The following is a 15,754-nucleotide window of genomic DNA, read 5'->3' as shown; positions in this document are numbered from 1 at the left end:
CTGCGCATTCGCGAGCAAGCCCGCTCCCACATTGGTTTAGTGGTGTTGTATAGAACCCAGCATGGTTTCGATTTCCTCGAACCCCGGCCGCGCCAGTACATCTGGCTGACAGCAGCTTTTTTCCAGCCTAACCAGCTCGTCACTGGCCTGTTCATCAACCCGCTCCAACAACTCCCCCAGCAAAATCCCAAACGCCCGCACTTCAATCCGCTGCAACGCCCTGGTTTCCACGCTATCCGCCGTGGCATGAAACGATGCCGCGCCAAAATCCCCCAGCAAGCAGTCACCGGCTGCATTCCACAGGATATTGTGGCCATACAGGTCACCGTGGGTGATGCCGTGCCGGTGCAGGTGCGCGGCGACCGAAGCGATGCCCCGCGCCATGCGCAGCGCCACTTCAAGGCTGAAGCGAGTTCCCGATTCATAAATGTCGCGGGTGCACGACGCCAGGCTTGGCAGGGCCGCGAGGTTGCGGTAGCTCGGGTCGATCAGGTCCATGACCAGTGCGGCTTGGTCATCCGGGTGGCCGACCACGCGGCCCTCTACCTTGATCAGGTTGGGGTGCATCCCGGCAGCGATGCAGGCCTGCATTTCGTGCAGCGGCGAGCCATCGCTGGTGATGGTGCCTTTGTAGAGTTTGACCGCGACGGGCTGGCCTGACGGTTTCCACAGGGCCTTGCGGATAATGCCGGAAGCGCCTTCGCCAAGGACTTCGGCCAGTTCCAGCTCTGGCCAGGGAATGTTCGGCGTAGCGTCATCACCCGTTACGTCCACGGCCATTTCCACAGGGTTGCCGGCATAGGCCAGCCAAGTCAGGCTTGGCAGTGCCAGTAGCCATTCCGGCAGTTGGGTGAAGCGGTTGGAAGCGATGCGCAGCAATTCGAGGTTATGGCAGTTCGCCAGGTTTTCTGGCAGGTGCGCCAGCTGGTTGCCGGCCAGCATCAGCTTTTGCAGGAGTGGTCGCTTGCCCAGTTCGTCGGGCAACTGGCTGATGCGGTTATCGGTCAGGATCAGCCAGCGCAACAACGGCGGCAGCGCGGCGGCGGGCACGTGGCTGATCTGGTTGGCCTTGAAGCCGATCATGCTCAGTTTGGCGCATTGGCCCAAGCAAGCCGGCAGCTCGGTGAACCGGTTGTCCGAGCAGAACAGCACGCGCAGGTGGGGCAGCCGGTGCAGGTCGTCGGGCAGGCTGTTCAGGGCGTTGCCGCTGAGATTGAGGATCTCCAGGGAGTCAGCCAGTTCGAAGATTTCCCGGGGAAATTCGGTCAGCCCGCAGGACAGGTCCAGGCGCGTGATACCGGCCAGTTGGCCGGCCTTGAGTTGGGCGAGGGTATGCATGAACGGGGTGGTCACTCGGCAAAGGGGCATCAATGGCGCTCATGATACCGGGTCGGGTGCCGGTTGCGGGTCAGCCTGTTGCAATTGTCCTAGACGGCTGGCGGTGCGGGCCAGGTCGATGGCCTGGCCGCCCAGGGCAATGGCGAGGGGCTGCGCGCCGATCAGGATCAGGTGCTTGTCGCGGTCATAAAGCACATCCACCAGGTTGATAAAGCGTTGCTGCACGGCGATCGGGCAGTCCGCCAGTTGAGGCAGGCCGTCGATGACCCAGTGGTCGTAGTCCTGGCACAGCAGCAGGTAGTCCATGACTGCGGTCAACTGCTCGCAAAGATCGCTGAAGGTGAAGGCGATGGAGCGGCCTGCGCGGTGACGGCAGATCAATGTGCGATTACCGACGGCCAGGGGCTGTGGCGGGCAGTCGGCAGCGGGAAGACCCAAGGCTTCGCGCTGGCGCGCAGTCCCCGGCCAAACGTACTGACCGCTGGTAAAGCGTTGTGTGCTTTGGGCCTGGGGCAGGCTGCGGAAATCCTGGGGCGAACTGACTTCCAATACCTCCATGCGCGCATCGATCAGGTCGATCACCGGCTTGAAACGCTCGTGGTACAGCGGGTTGGGCAGCAGCCCCTGTGGCGCATAATTGGACGTCACCAGCACCAGCACACCGCGTTGGAACAGGGCTTTGAACAGCCGCGTGATCAGCATCGCGTCGCCGATGTCGTGGACGTGAAACTCGTCGAAACACAATACCCGGCAGTCCGTCAGCAGTTCGTCGAGGGTCACGGCCAGGGCATCGTCCTGTTCACGATGCGTGAACATGCCGCGATGCAGGCGCGCGAAAAAATCATGGAAATGCACGCGCTGCTTCTCGGTAATCGGCAACGCTTGGAAAAAACCGTCCAGCAACCAGCTTTTACCGCGCCCCACCGGCCCGTACAGGTACAGGCTGCGAGTGGGCTGGCCGGTGAGCAGGTGCTGGGTTTCTCGGGCCAACGCGGCGATGGCGCGGGTTTGGCCGGCGCTGAGGGTATAACCCTGTTGCTCGGCTTTTTGCTGGAAGAACGCAGGTATAGGCGAGGCGTCAGGGGCGTCGGTTTTCTTGCCGAGCAGGCGACGGATCAGGGAAAGCGCGGCCAATGCGAGTCACTCTGTATTTCAGTGGTCGCTCACTTTAGGGCGACTGCTGCGTTTTGACCAATAGAGAAGGGCGCTGCCCGCTATCTCGAAACGGCATGTCACGCTTGCAAAGCTGCCCAGACTGGCAGTTTCTCGTTGAGTGACTAACCTCCTACACAGCAGTTACCCCTGTACAAGGATTTGGGGCAGTGAAGGGACGAGCAGTATTGGCAGTCATGGGCGCGATGCTCTGCAGCACGGCTTTCGGGGCACAACTCCAGGTGGAGGTGCGTATCGACGTGCAGCGGGGCTGCCAGTTGGTGGGCACCACTCGCAGTGCTGGCATCGAGCAACTTGGCGTACTGGATTTTGGCAGCGGCGCGCGTCTGGATGACCCGGCCGGGCCCCTGAGTGCGGCACTGATCAGCCAACGCCAGCCGCGCCTGGAGTGCAACCCCGACACGCCGTATCAGGTGCGCGTGGATGGCGGGCTGCATGGCGGTACCGGTGAAGTGCGCTACCTCAGCGCCACCCCTTCGATCAAACCCATTCCCTATCGCATTTATGCCGACGCCGCGCGACGCGTGCCATTGCCGGTGGACGTGCCGCTCAGCGGCCGCGTGCCGGATGCCGGTTTTGTCGACCTGCCGCTGTATGGCCGCATCGAGCCGCTCAAGGACATCCCCGCCGTCGGCCGCTACACCGACCTGCTCAAGGTCACGGTCACATGGTAAGCCGCTATCTGGCCGTGATGGCCATGGGAGGCCTGCTGGTGCTGGCGGATGACGTGCAGGCGGCTGTCGCCACCGGGTTTATCCAGGCGCGACTGGTGATCACCGCCAGTTGCGAAGTGAGCAAAGGCGTCGAGAGCGCGCCGGTCAACCCCACGGGCGGCACGGCGCTGCTCGACTTCGGCAGCCAGGGCCCTACCTGGAACAACACGCTGGGCGCAGCGGTCTCCGACGGCGACAAGGCGCCGCTGGCGGTGTCGTGCAACCCCTCGGTCTCAAGCTTCACCGTGACTATCGACGGCGGCACCAATGGTGATGGCACTACGCGGCGCCTGAGCAATGGGCGTCAGATGATTCCGTATCGGCTGTCCGCCGATCCACAGGGCCGCAGCACCTACAGCATCGGCCAGCAACGCAATTTTGTCGTAGCCAAGGGCACCCAGATACCGATCCCGGTGTTTGGCTCCGTGGTGGCAAATACCAGTGCCTTACCGGCAGGGATCTACACCGACACGTTGACGGTGACACTGGACTGGTAACTCAAGAGGATGAACATCATGCACGTACTTGTTTCGCGATTAGGCGCTTGCGCGCTGGGGCTGGCAATGGCCTCCAACCTCAATGCGGCAACCACGGTCACCGGGCAGATCACATCGAGCCTGATATTGATCGCCAGTTGCCAGGTCAACGGTTCGGGCGCGGCGACCGGGTTGAACTTCGGTAGCTTGAACTTCGGCACCACCAACAGCCTGTTCACCAACGCCGATGCCCAGTTGCTCGGCGGTACTGGCACCGGTGGCGCGTTATCGATCCTGTGCTCCAGCGGCACTACGCCAGCGGTCAAGGTGCGCGCCGGTGCCCATGACGGCGCGTCCCCCGGTGGCAGCCGTGCATTGGCCGACGGTGCGGGCAACTTCGTGCCCTACGACTTCTACACCGACAGCGGCCACTCAGCATTGCTGGCGATTGACGGCGTAATCACCCTCGCCACCAGTACCGGTGTGGCGCAAACCGTCAACCTCTACGGTCGTGCGGTGGGCAAGGCGGGGCTGCCAGCCGGCACCTACACCGACACCGTGGCCGTGGAACTGACGTTCTAGCGATGTGGCTCAGAGCGTTGCTGGCCTGTGGGCTGGCGGTGCCGCTGCCGTTGTCGGCGGTGACCAGCCAGAGCTTCCAGGTGAGCGCGACCATTACGCCGGGTTGCCTGATTGTGGGCGGGGGCTCCAATTACGGCACGCTGACCTACGGCAGTTACTCGGCCCTGGCCACCAGCGCGGTCACGGCGGCGCTGACCGGGGGCGTCACCTTGCAATGCACGCCGGGGGTGACGCTGAGCATGAGTGTCGACGGCGGCCTGCACAGTAGCACCGGGCGCAATCTGCAGCTCAACAGTGGCAGCGCGCGGGTGGCTTATCAGTTGTTTCGGGATGCGGCGTTCAGCCAGAGCCTGGGGATCGGCCAGAGCGTCAATGTGGTTTACAGCGATGCCAATAACATCAACCTGCCCATTTACGGGCGGGTGCAATTGCCGGGCAATCAGCCTGGGGGGACATACAGCGACACGCTGCAGGTGCAGCTGACGTGGTAAGGCTATCGGTAAAAGGAGTGGGGTTATGCGTTCACCTTCCCGGCGGCTGTGGGCCGCGGGTATTGCCCTGAGTGCCGTGTGCACGGCGGGGTTTGTGCAGGCGGCCAGCTCGGTGCTGATCTGGCCCATCGACCCGGTGCTGGAGGCTGATCAACAGGCCAGCGCACTGTGGTTGGAAAACCGTGGGAGCGAAACCGCAAGCCTGCAGATTCGTGTGTTCGCGTGGAGCCAGAGCGGCTTCGACGAGCAATACCAGAACCAGCGCGATGTGATCGGCAGCCCGCCGGTGGCGCGAATCGAGCCGGGGCAAAAACAACTCGTACGCCTGACCCGCACACGCGAAGTACCACCAGGGCAAGAGTTGGCCTACCGCATCATCATCGATGAAATCCCTTCGCCCTTGCAGGTGCCGACGCCGCCGGAAGGCAAGAACACCGCAGCGGCGATTCGCTTTCAGATGCGCTACTCGGTGCCGCTGTTTGCCTATGGCGCGGGCCTGTGGAGCAAAGAAGACAGCACGCGCCAGCGCGACCCCAAGGGTGCCGGCAAGCCGGACTTGAGTTGGCACAAGGTCACGGTGGCGGGGCGCAACTATATCGAGGTGCGTAACCAGGGCGCCGTGCATGCGCGCCTCACCGATGCTTCATTCAAACAGGGCGGGCAGACCAAACCGCTGGTGGACGGCCTGTTGGGCTACGTGTTGCCGGGCGCGACCATGCGCTGGCCGGTGCCGGATGGGCTGTCGGCTGACCAGCCCCTGCAAGTCAGGGTCAACGGTGCGCAACAGCTGGAGAACCTGGCGCCGAAGCGGTAACCGAGTGTAGCGGGGCGGGACGCTCCGGGATTTAAACGGATGGAGATGTCCATTGAAGGACACAACGCCATGTGTGAGTCGTGGTCGGGCTCGTCGTCTATGGCCGTCGGTGGCAGTGGTAAGCGGGCTATGGGCCGCAATGATTGCGCCCCAAGGCGTGGCTGGCGACCTGCCGCCGCCGCCAAGCAGTATGGAGGCTGTCGCCGATGCACAGTTGTTTCTGGAACTGGTGGTCAACCAGATGGACACCGGGCGCGTCATCGCGGTCGATCAACGGGCCGGGCAACTCTATGTCCCCGCCAGTGCGTTGCAGGATGTGGGCATGAAGCTGCCCGGTGAACTGAGTGGCAGCGTGGCGTTGGACACCATCCCAGGCCTGCACAGTGACTACGACAGCAATGGCCAACGCCTGTTGCTGGATGTGCCGCCTGCCTGGCTGAAGGAACAGTTCATCGGCAATCGCAACACCTACCCGCGCACCCAGGCGATGAGCAGTTTCGGCGCTTTGCTCAACTATGACCTGTACTTCAACGACACCGACGAAGGCGGCAGCTACCTCGCCGCCTGGAACGAAGTGCGGCTGTTTGACAACTGGGGCACCCTGTCCAATACCGGGCAATACCGCCAGACCCTGGCCGATGGCGTCAGCAGCAGTACCTTCAACAACGGCTACCGGCGCTATGACACCACCTGGCGTTTCTCCGATGACGAACGACTGCTGACCTACGAGGCCGGTGACGTGATCAGCGGCGCCTTGCCCTGGAGCAGCTCGGTGCGTCTGGGCGGGGTGCAGTTTTCACGGGACTTCGCCGTGCGCCCGGACCTGGTGACCTACCCCTTGCCGCAATTTGCCGGTGAGGCCGCGGTGCCGTCGTCGGTGGACCTGTTTATCAACGGCTATAAATCCGACAGTGCGCTGCTGCAACCAGGGCCTTACACCCTGACCAACGTGCCGTTTATCAACGGTGCGGGTGAGGCAGTGGTGGTGACCACCGACGCGTTGGGTCGCCAGGTGTCAACCACGGTGCCGTTTTATGTGACGAGTTCGCTGCTGCAAAAAGGCCTTACGGATTTCTCGGTGGCCGCCGGTTCCTTGCGCCGGGAATACACCTTGAAGGATTTCGCCTACGGGCCTGGCGTGGCCAGCGGCACCTTTCGTTATGGTGTTTCCGACAACCTGACCCTGGAAAGCCACGCCGAAGCCTCCAGTGACCTGACCCTCGGCGGCCTGGGTGGCAACCTGCGGCTGGGCAACTTCGGCGTGCTCAACACCGCTGTCAGCCAAAGTCAGTTCGAAGGACGCAGCGGCCAGCAACTGAGCCTGGGGTATTCATACAACAGCACGCGCTACAGCCTGTCGTACCAGCGGGTCGAACGGCGTGACGAGTACGCTGACCTGACCCTGGTCGACACCCCCTATGCCAGCCTCAGCAAACGCAGCGAGCAAGTGACCTTGAGCCTCAACCTTGAGCGCTTCGGCAGCCTGGGCGTGGGTTACTTTGATGTGCAGGCAGCGGACGATTCGCGCACGCGCTTGCTCAACCTGAGCTGGAGCAAACCGCTGTGGCACAACACCAGTTTCTACCTGTCGGCCAACCGTGAGATCGGCGACAGCAACTGGGCGATGCAGGCGCAACTGGTCATCCCGTTCGACCTCAACGGCAGCCTGGCCGTGAGCACCGAGCGCAGCAAGGATGGCGCCAGTCGCCAGCGCCTCAACTACAGCCGCGCAGTGCCCAGCGAAGGAGGGGTGGGTTACAACCTTGGTTATGCCCAGGGTGATGGCCCGGCGTACCGGCAGGCCGACCTGACCTGGCGTTTGCAGTCGGTGCAGTTGCAGGCGGGTGTGTACGGCAGCAGCGACGCCGAGACGCGTTGGGCGGATGCCAGTGGTTCGCTGGTGTGGATGGGCGGCGATATGTTTGCCGCCAACCGTATCAATGATGCGTTTGTGGTGGTGAGTACCCAGGGCTTCGCCGGGATTCCGGTGCGCTATGAAAACCAATTGGTTGGCGAGACCGATCGCAACGGCCACTTGCTGGTGCCCTGGAGCAGTGCGTATTACCGCGGCAAATATGAAATCGATCCGCTGAACCTCCCGCTCAACGTGCAGAGCCCGAATGTGGAGCAGCGTGTGTCAGTGCGCCGTGGCAGCGGTTACCTGCTGGAGTTTCCATTGCGTCGGGTGCTCGCGGCCAGTGTCACGCTGGTGGACACCCAGCATCAGGAATTGCCCCTCGGCAGCCTGGTGGTGCATGAGCAAAGCGGCCAGCAGGCGGTGGTGGGCTGGGATGGCCTGGTGTATCTGGAGAACCTCTCGGCCCATAACACGTTGCAGGTCACGTTGGGTGAAGGGCGTACGTGCCAGGCGCGGTTCGAGGTGGACGAGCAGCAACAGGGCGTGCCGTTGATCGGGCCGTTGGTGTGCCAATGAGAGGGCGCGGCATTGCGTTGATAGGCAGTGTGCTGCTCTGCGGTAGTGCGTCGGCCGCTTGCTCGGTGGTGGCGACCGCGCCGGTCAGTTTTGGCTCCGTCAGCTCAATGACGGTGAACACGACGGCGCAAGGCAGTTCCACTGCCAATGCCGGGCTGCGCTGCACGCCGACCCTGATCGCACTGGTGCCGGGCAGCGATCACTTCATTGCCACTATTACCTCGGCCACGTCAGGTATGGTGGGACCGACCGGAGACGTGATCGGTTACACGATCTATGGCAATAACAGCGCCAGTTTCCCTATCAACCGCGGGGTGGCTTTCGATTTTGGTACCAATGGCATTGCCTCGTCCTTTGGCTTGGTCTCTGGGCCCGGTGCCAAAACCCTGCCGTTGTATGTCGGGAGCATTACCGGCAGCAACGTCGCGGCGGGGGTCTATACCGAGACCTTGAACATTGTCTGGAGTTGGGACTATTGCTCACTCCTGAGCCTGGGCAATGTGTGCCTCGCGCGCGACAAGAGTTCCAACCCGCCGGTGGCGACCCTGACAGTGAGCATGACGGTCACCAACGACTGCCAGATCACCGCGCCGAATATCAGCTTTGGCAGCGCCCCGGTCATCAGCGGATTTACCGCCGTGACCGGGCAGACCATCAATATCGCCTGCACCAAGGGCAGTGCCTACACCGTGGGCTTGAGCGACGGCCAGAACGCCGTCAGCGTGGGCGGTCGGCGGCGGATGATCTCGGGCAGCAACTACCTGGCGTATGACATCTTCAAAAGCGCCGGCACTACGCGCTGGGGCAGCGTGGGCGCTGCACGGCGCGCCAGCTCCACCGCCGAGATCAACCCCGGCAATGGCCTGGGTACCGGCAGCCAGGTGTTCAACTACAACGCCCGGATCTACACCGACCAGAGCACGCCTCCCGGCGGCACCTATGTAGACAACGTGGTACTCGATGTGGGTTTCTAGAACGTCAGCAGCGGTGGGGCAGGCTGATCCACCGGGCTGACCACCGCATAGTTGTAGCCGGCACCCGACCAGTATTGCGCCTGCAAGCCATCGGCACTGCGGCTGCCCCTTGGCAGGAAACCGTTTTCCGGTCCTGGTGGGCGAATGTAGAAACTGATGCGCCGGCCTTGCGGGTCTTCATACAGCACCATGGCAGCAGCGCCTTGCTCGGTGGTGAGCAAACGCCCACTGACCGGTGTGAATCCGGACGCGCTCAAGTCGGGTAGGCGATGGGCCTGGTTGAAGTAGCGGTCGAGCCAGGCCTGCATCGTGCCACTGCCCTGCACTTTGTAGTCGGCGGGCATGATGCCGTCTTGGGCGAATAAGCGGAACGCCTGCATCGCATCGGCCATCGGCAGTTGGGCGGGCTGGGTGGCTTCACGGGCGTGCCAGCCACCGATACCGCCGAGGCTGATAGCGATCAGCAGCACGGCGGCCGTAGCCAAGTGGCGTCGTGATTGACGCTTGATGCGCTGGCGGATCAGTGCCGGATCCAGGTCTGGGTTGGCCGGCTGTTGCAGGGCGCCGCCCAGCGCGGCACGCAGCAACTGCGCGTCGTGTTGCCAGGCGTGGACTTGGGCGGCGACATCCGGGTGGGCGGCCAAGTAGGTTTCAAGCACGCGGCGATCACTCTCCAGCAGTTGGTGATCGACGTAGGCATGCAAATCGCGTTCGCTGGGGGGCAGGCTGATCATTTGAGTATCCGCAGGGAAGGGCTGGCAATTTCGCCATCACTGAGTTGACGCAGGGCTTGGCGCGCCCGGGACAGGCGCGACATCACGGTGCCGATGGGCACCTCAAGGATCTCGGCGATTTCCTTGTAGCTCAGGCCTTCGACCGAAACCCACAGCAGCAGTGCGCGCTGCTCGGTGTTGAGTTGATCGAAGGCTTGCAGGGTCGATTGGGCGATCACCGTGCGTTCCACCGACGGCTGTGCATCGTCACGTCCGGTGAAGAATTCCAGCATGCGCGCATAACGCCGGGTGCGGCGGTGGGCATCGAGGAACTGCCGGTAGAGGATCGAAAACAGCCAGGCGCGCAAGTCGCCTTCGACGCGTTTGTCGGCCCAACTGATGATCGCCCGCTCCAGGGTCGACTGCACCAGATCGTCGGCGCTGCTGGCGTTACGGGTCAGGGACACGGCAAAACGCCGCAGCCTGGGGATGAGTTCACGTAACTGTTCGTCGAGTTCATGCATGGGAATCTGGCTGGTCACTACGCTGGGACTAGAGAGACGTGCGGCGTGAACGGTTATTCCCGATCCTGGGAAATAAATCAAAGGCCAGGGAATAGAGCCGGTCGGCATTCGTCTTAATGCTCCGACCTTATATTTACCCCTAAGGCCTTAGGCCCTGGAGTTCCTTCATGGTAGATCACTCATCACCGCCCCGTCCTCCGCTGAGTACTGCGAGCCTGATCGCGCGCCTGGCAGGTATCGGTGCCGTGGTTGCGGTTATGGCGGGGGCTTTTGCCTACGTCAACGGCACCTTCGACCCACAGCGCCTGCGCCCGAAAACCCTGGTCAATGCCCTGGAAACCAACAACGGCGTGCACCCTGGCTTCCGGCGTAACCACGCCAAGGGTGTGTGCGTGGCCGGGTATTTCGAGAGCAGTGCCGAAGCCCGTGCCTACTCCAGCGCCCAGGTGTTCAGCGAGGCCAAGACGCCGTTGATCGGACGGTTCGCCTTGCCGAGCGGTAACCCCTACGCGCCGGACAGCAGTGTGCCGATCCGCAGTTTTGCCGTGCAGTTCAGCCAGGCCAACGGCCAGCAGTGGCGCACCGGCATGAACAGCATGCCAGTGTTCCCGGTGGGCACGCCCGAGGCGTTCTACCAAATGCTCAAGGCCGGTGCGCCGCAGCCTGCCACCGGCAAGCCGGACCCGGCGAGCATGCCGGCATTTTTTGCCGCTCATCCCGAGACAGCGCCGTTCCTGGCGTGGGTCAAGACCGCCAAGCCTTCGGCCAGTTATGCGACCGAAACCTACAACGGCATCAACGCGTTCTATCTGGTGGGCGCCGATGGCAAGCGCCAGGCCGTGCGTTGGGGCGTGGTGCCGCAGAGCCAGGATGCGGCGGGCGATATCGCACCTGCCGGCAGTGATTTCCTGGAAAAGGACCTCATACAGCGCCTGGCGACCGGGCCGTTGCGCTGGCAGTTGAACATGACGCTGGCCAACCCCGGCGACCCCGTGGACGATGCGAGCAAGGCCTGGACCGGCGAGCATAAAGTCATCAACGCCGGCACCCTGGTGCTGCAAAGCAGCCAGCCGCAGGCGGATGGCGATTGCCGCGATATCAACTTCGATCCACTGATTCTGCCCAGTGGCATCCAAGCCTCCAACGACCCGTTGCTGGCAGCTCGCTCGGCGGCGTACGCCAGTTCGTACCTGCGTCGCGCCGGTGAAGTCAGCCCGTTGCACAGCGCCCCTCAGGAGTCGAAACCATGAATGCCCAACCGCGGTTTTTCGCCCCCCTGGCGCGCCTGCTGCACTGGCTGATGGCGCTGATGGTCATCGCCATGCTGTTTATCGGCGCAGGCCTGGCGGCTTCTGTTTCAGAGCGCCATGAATGGTTGATCCACCTGCACAAGCCGTTGGGTATCGCGATCCTGGCCTTGGTGATCGTGCGTTTGGTCGTGCGTTTTTCCACGCGCCAACCGCCGTTGCCTGCCGACTTGCCGCTGTGGCAAGTGCTGGCGGCCAAAGCCTCCCACCTGGTGTTGTATGCCCTGATGTTGGTATTGCCGTTGCTGGGCTGGGCGATGATTTCGGCGGCGGGCGACCCGGTGATGCTCAGCAGTTCGGTGCAGTTGCCGGCGCTGGTGGGGGCGAACGCGCCGTTGTTCGCGGTGTTGCGCAGGGCCCATGGGTTCCTGGCCTATCTGCTATTCCTGACAGTGCTGTTGCACTTGGCGGCGGCATTGTTCCATGGGTTGATCCGCCGTGACGGCGTGCTGCAAAGCATGACCGGCAGCAAGGACTGAAACAGGTTTGGGGGGGAGTGTGGCCAGCCAGTAGATCAGCGCCAGCAGGTTGATGGTGGCACCGAGGCCGCACACCCCGATCCAACCGGCCCTGGCATACAGGGCGGTTGCGCTGATGGAGCCCAGCGCACTACCCACTGAGTAAAACAGCATGTAGCCGGCTACCAGCCGGCTCTGGGCGTCGGGGCGCACGGCGTAGATCAGGCTCTGGCTGGTGACATGCACGGCTTGCAGGCCCAGATCGAACACAATCACCCCCAACACCAATGCCCACAGCGACGATTGGGTAAAGCCGATGGCGACCCAGGACAGCAACATCAGCAGCAATGCCGTGCCGCTGGTCCACTGGGCAAAGCCTTTGTCGGCCAAGCGCCCGGCGCGGGCAGCTCCCAAAGCCCCGGCGGCGCCGGCGAGCCCGAACAGGCCAATCTGCGTGTGGGAAAGCGACAGCGGCGGGGCGCTCAAGGGCAGCACCAGCGGCGTCCACAAGACGGTGCCGGCGGCGAAAATCAACATTGCCAGTACGGCGCGGTCACGCAGGACCTTTTCTTCCTTGAACAAGCTGAAGATCGAGCGGATCAACGCACCATAAGTGCCGGTGGCGCGCGGTTGCTCGGTGTTTGGTAATACGCGCCACAGCAAGATGGCCATCAATAGCGTCAAGCCCGCTGATAGCAGGTAAACCGAGCGCCACCCCGCCAGGTCTGCCATCGCGCCGGACACCGAGCGGGCCAGCAGCAAACCGACCACGATACCGCTGGTGACCAACCCCACCACCTGCCCGCGCTGTTCCGGCGACGCCAAGTGAGCCGCCAATGCCACCAGCACCTGGGCTACCACCGCCAGCAGCCCGGTCAGCAACATGCCAGCCAACAGCCAGAAACTGCTTGAGGACAATCCCACCATCAGCACGGCCAGGATGGAGAGCAGCAGTTGGCTGACAATCAGCCGGCGTCGGTTGAGCAAGTCCCCCAGTGGCACCAGCAACAACAGGCCCACGCCATAGCCGACTTGGGTGAAGGCGACGATGATGCCGACAGTGGCGTGGTCCATGGTAAAGGTTTGCGCCATGGCGTCGAGTAACGGCTGGGCGTAGTAGACATTGGCTACCGACAGGCCGCAGGAGATGGCGAACAGCACCACCACTTTGTTACTCAAGGGTGAGGAAGGCATGGGGATATCCTTTGTGGTTTTAAAATGAAACCAGTTGTACGGTATGGATTCTGGTTTTATATTGCAACTACATTATTGATCGACGACAGGCAGCCCCCAATGGTCAAGCTCACCCGCTTTGAAAGCGCCGAATGCCCGGTGGCGCGCTCGCTGGATGCGATTGGCGATGGCTGGTCGCTGCTGATCATTCGCGACGCGTTTGATGGGATTCGCCGGTTTGGTGAGTTCCAGCGCAGCCTGGGCATGGCCAAAAACATCTTGTCCACGCGCTTGCGCAGCCTGGTGGCCCATGGCGTGCTGGAGATCGTGCCGGCGTCGGATGGCAGCGCTTATCAGGAATACGCCCTGACGGAAAAGGGCCGGGGCCTGTTCAACGTGATCATCGGGTTACGGCAATGGGGCGAGGGGTTTTTCTACGGGGAAGGCGAGGCGCATTCGGTGATGGTGGACAGCGCCCACGGCGCGCCGCTGCGAGCGCTGGAGTTGCGCTCGGCGGATGGGCGGTTGCTGAGGCCTGAGGATTGTCGGCGGGTGCCCGCCGACTCGGTTTAGCGCAAGACGTCGACGATATCGGCCACGCTGCTCAACACATCCTTACCCAGTTGCATCGAACGTTTACCTGACCAACCGGTGAGCGGGTTGGGCGCGTCGTCGTTGTCCTTGAAGGGCATTTCCAGGGTCAGGGACAGACAGTCGTACTGCTGGCCGACGGCATTGCACGCCAGTGTCATGTTGGCTTCGCCCGGCAGGTCGCGGGTGTAGCCGTAGGTGGTCTGGAAGTCGCGGGTCAGGGCGCTCAAGTGGCTGCGGAAGTGTTTTTCCAGCATCTCGATGCGCGGTGTGTAGCCGGGGTTGCCTTCGCAGCCGGCGGTGAAGACATAGGGTATTTCCTCGTCGCCGTGGATATCGAGGAACAGGTCGACGCCGTACTTTTCCATCTGCTGTTGCACGAACAGCACTTCCGGGCTGATCTCCTGGCTGGCGTTCTGCCAGGCGCGGTTGAGGTCCTGACCCATGGCGTTGGTGCGCAGGTGGCCATGGAACGCGCCGTCCGGGTTCATGTTGGGCACCAGGTACAGGTCGGCAACTTTCAGCAGTTTTTTCAACTCGGCATCACCGTCCTGTTGCAGGCGTTCGATGATGCCTTCCATAAACCATTCGGCCATGTGTTCGCCGGGATGCTGTTGGGCGATGATCCAGACTTTGCGGCGGCCTTCGCCACCTTTGCCGCGACGCAGCAGTGGGATATCACGGCCTTCGACACTTTTACCGGTGGCCAGCAACTGGGTGTCGGCGCGGCTCAAGGCCTGTTCGATCAGCCAGTCATGACGCTCACGGCTGTAGGGTTCGAAATAGGCAATCCAGGCTTGCTTCTCCCGGGTCTCAAGGCTGATATGCAGGATTTCCCCATCAAAGCGCGAGGGTACCCGAAACCAATTGATATGGTCGTAGGACGCTACGGCGTTGTAGCCGCTCCACGCGTGCGGGTAAGACGACTGGCTCGCATTGCTCAGGCGAAACGTGTGGGTGTGGCCCACGTGCATACCTTCGGCCTTGAAGTGGAACCATTGGAAATGTTGGCTACGGGTGTCGGGTTTGATCGCCAGCAGCAATTGATAGGAATCACTGGCATCCAGTACCTGAATATTGCCACTGTCAAAGTCGGTGCTGATCCTGATGGAGGTCAAGGCCACGGTCATAGTCTGCTTGCCTGAATATGAGTGTTGTGGCGGCTATATTACACAGGAGTCTGGTAAAGACTGGATGCAAAATTGTTGCACGGGGGAGGGGGCGTCATCCTTGACGCCGCAGCAGCTTAGAATCTATGAGATTGATTCTCAAGCGCTATTTCGCAAAGGTTTGGACTAGAGCGTTCGACTGGCTTTCTTTTGGCGATGGTCTTTTGCTACCATGCGCGCCATTGAGCAACACACAGTCTTCATTAGCCTGAAGCCATGCCAGGGAAACTGGCAAAAAAAAGACCCGGCCAAAGAGCCGGGTCAAAAACCGTGATTAGCCTGATGAGGAGATATTCCAAGAGTCCGACCTAAGGTCCCTTGGTCTATCGACTGATCTCGCGATCAGCTGGGTCCAATAATAATCATTATCATTTGCAAGTCAAATGTTTTTATCCGTGAGATAGAAATATTTTTCTTCTGCGCCTGTTATCCGTTCGCTTGAGCCGCTGGCACCTGCAACGACCGCTCCACCATCGCCTTCGCCATATCAATCAAATACACCACCGAAAACGCCAGGTCACGATGATTGCCCTGATGGCTGCTCGCTGACTCATAGGCCGTAGCGGCGGCGCTGCGCAACAGGTCCGAGGCGTGCACCAGGGCTTCTTCCGGGCTGATGCCTGGCTTGATGGCGAAGAGGGCGTCGTCGGGGGCTGCGGCCGACATCTCTTCTTTCAAATAAAAGTCCAGTGCGCGCTGGGCGGCGCCACTGCTGCGCAGGTCGTGATCTTCAGGGATTTCGGGCAGGAGGTACGGGCTGGTGGTCATAAGGGGCGGTACTCTGTTATGGGTGTCGAAAACCTTATGTCCGATGATAGTACGTA

The 15,754-nt window shown here is 62.0% G+C and carries 17 protein-coding genes; 10 read left to right on the top strand and 7 right to left on the bottom strand.

Annotation, left to right across the window (positions count from 1 at the left end; all coding sequences use genetic code 11):
• Positions 1-36: 36 nt before the first annotated feature.
• On the bottom strand, positions 37-1,338 hold the full coding sequence (locus tag CI807_RS25890; RefSeq protein WP_095017627.1) for a protein kinase: 1,302 nt from the start codon (positions 1,336-1,338) through the stop codon (positions 37-39).
• 39 nt (positions 1,339-1,377) lie between these two features.
• On the bottom strand, positions 1,378-2,472 hold the full coding sequence (zapE, locus tag CI807_RS25885; protein WP_095016791.1) for a cell division protein ZapE: 1,095 nt from the start codon (positions 2,470-2,472) through the stop codon (positions 1,378-1,380).
• Positions 2,473-2,696: 224 nt separating this feature from the next.
• On the opposite strand from zapE, the gene CI807_RS25880 reads away from it, so the two are divergent.
• The 7 genes from CI807_RS25880 (at position 2,697) to CI807_RS25850 (ending at position 8,995) form a co-directional block, all read left to right on the top strand.
• A complete protein-coding gene (locus CI807_RS25880; protein WP_177060646.1) occupies positions 2,697-3,185 on the top strand; it encodes a spore coat U domain-containing protein in 489 nt (162 codons plus the stop codon).
• Positions 3,179-3,721 (top strand): spore coat protein U domain-containing protein, encoded by a 543-nt coding sequence (locus CI807_RS25875; protein ID WP_095016789.1) that lies wholly within the window; start codon positions 3,179-3,181, stop codon positions 3,719-3,721. The genes CI807_RS25880 and CI807_RS25875 overlap by 7 nt, the downstream gene beginning before the upstream one ends.
• 18 nt (positions 3,722-3,739) lie before the next feature.
• A complete protein-coding gene (locus CI807_RS25870) occupies positions 3,740-4,282 on the top strand; it encodes a spore coat protein U domain-containing protein (protein WP_025999725.1) in 543 nt (180 codons plus the stop codon).
• A 2-nt stretch (positions 4,283-4,284) separates the two neighbouring features.
• Positions 4,285-4,773, top strand: coding sequence for a spore coat U domain-containing protein (locus tag CI807_RS25865; protein WP_095016788.1), 489 nt, complete (start codon positions 4,285-4,287; stop codon positions 4,771-4,773).
• Positions 4,774-4,798: 25 nt separating this feature from the next.
• On the top strand, positions 4,799-5,587 hold the full coding sequence (locus tag CI807_RS25860) for a molecular chaperone (RefSeq protein ID WP_095016787.1): 789 nt from the start codon (positions 4,799-4,801) through the stop codon (positions 5,585-5,587).
• A 139-nt stretch (positions 5,588-5,726) separates the two neighbouring features.
• Positions 5,727-8,021, top strand: a complete 2,295-nt coding sequence (locus CI807_RS25855; RefSeq protein ID WP_095016786.1) for a fimbria/pilus outer membrane usher protein — start codon at positions 5,727-5,729, stop codon at positions 8,019-8,021.
• Complete coding sequence (locus CI807_RS25850) at positions 8,018-8,995, top strand: spore coat U domain-containing protein (RefSeq protein WP_095016785.1); 978 nt, start codon at positions 8,018-8,020, stop codon at positions 8,993-8,995. The genes CI807_RS25855 and CI807_RS25850 overlap by 4 nt, the downstream gene beginning before the upstream one ends.
• Here CI807_RS25850 and CI807_RS25845 read toward each other — a convergent pair.
• On the bottom strand, positions 8,992-9,729 hold the full coding sequence (locus tag CI807_RS25845) for an anti-sigma factor (RefSeq protein WP_095016784.1): 738 nt from the start codon (positions 9,727-9,729) through the stop codon (positions 8,992-8,994). The genes CI807_RS25850 and CI807_RS25845 overlap by 4 nt on opposite strands.
• Complete coding sequence (locus CI807_RS25840) at positions 9,726-10,232, bottom strand: RNA polymerase sigma factor (RefSeq protein ID WP_016976147.1); 507 nt, start codon at positions 10,230-10,232, stop codon at positions 9,726-9,728. Before CI807_RS25840 ends, CI807_RS25845 begins: the two co-directional genes overlap by 4 nt.
• Before the next feature lie 167 nt (positions 10,233-10,399).
• Here CI807_RS25840 and CI807_RS25835 point away from each other — a divergent pair, with 167 nt between their 5' ends.
• Together CI807_RS25835 and CI807_RS25830 are read left to right on the top strand one after the other, a co-directional pair.
• Positions 10,400-11,482 (top strand): catalase family peroxidase, encoded by a 1,083-nt coding sequence (locus CI807_RS25835; protein ID WP_095016783.1) that lies wholly within the window; start codon positions 10,400-10,402, stop codon positions 11,480-11,482.
• Complete coding sequence (locus CI807_RS25830) at positions 11,479-12,018, top strand: cytochrome b (protein WP_016976149.1); 540 nt, start codon at positions 11,479-11,481, stop codon at positions 12,016-12,018. Before CI807_RS25835 ends, CI807_RS25830 begins: the two co-directional genes overlap by 4 nt.
• Here CI807_RS25830 and CI807_RS25825 read toward each other — a convergent pair.
• Positions 11,920-13,191 carry an MFS transporter gene (locus CI807_RS25825; protein ID WP_095016782.1) on the bottom strand — a complete coding sequence of 424 codons (1,272 nt, stop codon included), beginning with the start codon at positions 13,189-13,191 and terminating at the stop codon, positions 11,920-11,922. The genes CI807_RS25830 and CI807_RS25825 overlap by 99 nt on opposite strands.
• A 99-nt stretch (positions 13,192-13,290) precedes the next feature.
• Here CI807_RS25825 and CI807_RS25820 point away from each other — a divergent pair, with 99 nt between their 5' ends.
• Positions 13,291-13,743: a helix-turn-helix domain-containing protein gene (locus tag CI807_RS25820; protein ID WP_095016781.1), complete on the top strand. Its 453-nt coding sequence runs from the start codon at positions 13,291-13,293 to the stop codon at positions 13,741-13,743.
• On the opposite strand, the gene CI807_RS25815 is transcribed toward CI807_RS25820, so the two are convergent.
• Positions 13,740-14,891 carry a M14-type cytosolic carboxypeptidase gene (locus tag CI807_RS25815; RefSeq protein ID WP_016976152.1) on the bottom strand — a complete coding sequence of 384 codons (1,152 nt, stop codon included), beginning with the start codon at positions 14,889-14,891 and terminating at the stop codon, positions 13,740-13,742. The two genes, CI807_RS25820 and CI807_RS25815, sit on opposite strands and share 4 nt — an antisense overlap.
• A gap of 465 nt (positions 14,892-15,356) precedes the next feature.
• Entirely contained in the window at positions 15,357-15,698 is a 342-nt protein-coding gene (locus CI807_RS25810; protein WP_095016780.1) for a DUF6124 family protein, read from the bottom strand.
• Positions 15,699-15,754 lie beyond the last annotated feature (56 nt).

The organism is Pseudomonas sp. NS1(2017) (assembly GCF_002269425.1).
GTDB classification, from domain to species: domain Bacteria; phylum Pseudomonadota; class Gammaproteobacteria; order Pseudomonadales; family Pseudomonadaceae; genus Aquipseudomonas; species Aquipseudomonas reactans.
This window is presented reverse-complemented; position numbering and strand designations above follow the sequence as displayed.

Bases quoted from the DNA above. Each gene is read 5' to 3' on its own strand.
- CI807_RS25890 (WP_095017627.1), bottom strand. From the start codon at position 1,338: ATGCATACCCTCGCCCAACTCAAGGCCGGCCAACTGGCCGGTATCACG.
- CI807_RS25880 (WP_177060646.1), top strand. From the start codon at position 2,697: ATGCTCTGCAGCACGGCTTTCGGGGCACAACTCCAGGTGGAGGTGCGT.
- CI807_RS25875 (WP_095016789.1), top strand. From the start codon at position 3,179: ATGGTAAGCCGCTATCTGGCCGTGATGGCCATGGGAGGCCTGCTGGTG.
- CI807_RS25870 (WP_025999725.1), top strand. From the start codon at position 3,740: ATGCACGTACTTGTTTCGCGATTAGGCGCTTGCGCGCTGGGGCTGGCA.
- CI807_RS25865 (WP_095016788.1), top strand. From the start codon at position 4,285: ATGTGGCTCAGAGCGTTGCTGGCCTGTGGGCTGGCGGTGCCGCTGCCG.
- CI807_RS25860 (WP_095016787.1), top strand. From the start codon at position 4,799: ATGCGTTCACCTTCCCGGCGGCTGTGGGCCGCGGGTATTGCCCTGAGT.
- CI807_RS25855 (WP_095016786.1), top strand. From the start codon at position 5,727: ATGATTGCGCCCCAAGGCGTGGCTGGCGACCTGCCGCCGCCGCCAAGC.
- CI807_RS25850 (WP_095016785.1), top strand. From the start codon at position 8,018: ATGAGAGGGCGCGGCATTGCGTTGATAGGCAGTGTGCTGCTCTGCGGT.
- CI807_RS25845 (WP_095016784.1), bottom strand. From the start codon at position 9,729: ATGATCAGCCTGCCCCCCAGCGAACGCGATTTGCATGCCTACGTCGAT.
- CI807_RS25840 (WP_016976147.1), bottom strand. From the start codon at position 10,232: ATGCATGAACTCGACGAACAGTTACGTGAACTCATCCCCAGGCTGCGG.
- CI807_RS25835 (WP_095016783.1), top strand. From the start codon at position 10,400: ATGGTAGATCACTCATCACCGCCCCGTCCTCCGCTGAGTACTGCGAGC.
- CI807_RS25830 (WP_016976149.1), top strand. From the start codon at position 11,479: ATGAATGCCCAACCGCGGTTTTTCGCCCCCCTGGCGCGCCTGCTGCAC.
- CI807_RS25825 (WP_095016782.1), bottom strand. From the start codon at position 13,191: ATGCCTTCCTCACCCTTGAGTAACAAAGTGGTGGTGCTGTTCGCCATC.
- CI807_RS25820 (WP_095016781.1), top strand. From the start codon at position 13,291: ATGGTCAAGCTCACCCGCTTTGAAAGCGCCGAATGCCCGGTGGCGCGC.
- CI807_RS25815 (WP_016976152.1), bottom strand. From the start codon at position 14,891: ATGACCGTGGCCTTGACCTCCATCAGGATCAGCACCGACTTTGACAGT.
- CI807_RS25810 (WP_095016780.1), bottom strand. From the start codon at position 15,698: ATGACCACCAGCCCGTACCTCCTGCCCGAAATCCCTGAAGATCACGAC.